The organism is Candidatus Protochlamydia sp. R18 (assembly GCF_000648255.1).
Classification (GTDB): Bacteria; Chlamydiota; Chlamydiia; order Chlamydiales; family Parachlamydiaceae; genus Protochlamydia; species Protochlamydia amoebophila.
Genome location: NZ_BASL01000742.1, coordinates 1 through 560 on the forward strand (window position 1 = coordinate 1; position 560 = coordinate 560).

The window sequence follows — 560 nt, forward strand, 5'->3', positions numbered from 1 at the left end:
CACCATCTTAAGACTTTTCCTAGTAAAGTCATCCATAATTGTTAGAATCCGAAGGCGCCTTCCATTGGCTAATGCATCTGAAACAAAGTCAAGAGACCATCTTTGATTTGGCCTAGAAATCTCCTCAGGTCTTATTCTAGAACCTAAAGCTCTCTTTCTTCCACCCCTTTTTCTGATTTTGAGACCACTCTCTTTGTACAGTCGGTATACTTTTTTATGATTAATCTTTAATCCTTCCTTCTTCAGCAAGAGACAAATTCTTCGATACCCAAACCTTCTTCTTTCATGAGCTATCGAAATCATTTTATCCTTTACTTCTGTATCATTCTTCATTTTATGCTTATAGCGCCCAACAGACCTATCGAAAGCAAGTAAACGACAAGCTCTCCTTTGACTTATGCCATGGCGGATGGTTAGATCATTCATAGCCTTTCTCTTAGCCTGCGGGCCTACCACTTTTTTGACAAAAGATCCTTCAAAGCCACATTATCAAGAGCATAATCAGCTACAAGCCTTTTTAATTTCCTGTTTTCTTCTTCTAGAGCTTTTAATCTTTGTGC

Annotated in this window: 1 protein-coding gene; it reads right to left on the reverse strand. The window is 38.4% G+C overall.

The window, feature by feature from the left end; all coding sequences use genetic code 11:
* Positions 1–426, reverse strand: a 426-nt coding sequence (locus TY19_RS26900) for an IS3 family transposase (protein WP_148300619.1), incomplete at its 3' end; no start/stop codon positions are given.
* Between the last annotated feature and the right edge of the window lie 134 nt (positions 427–560).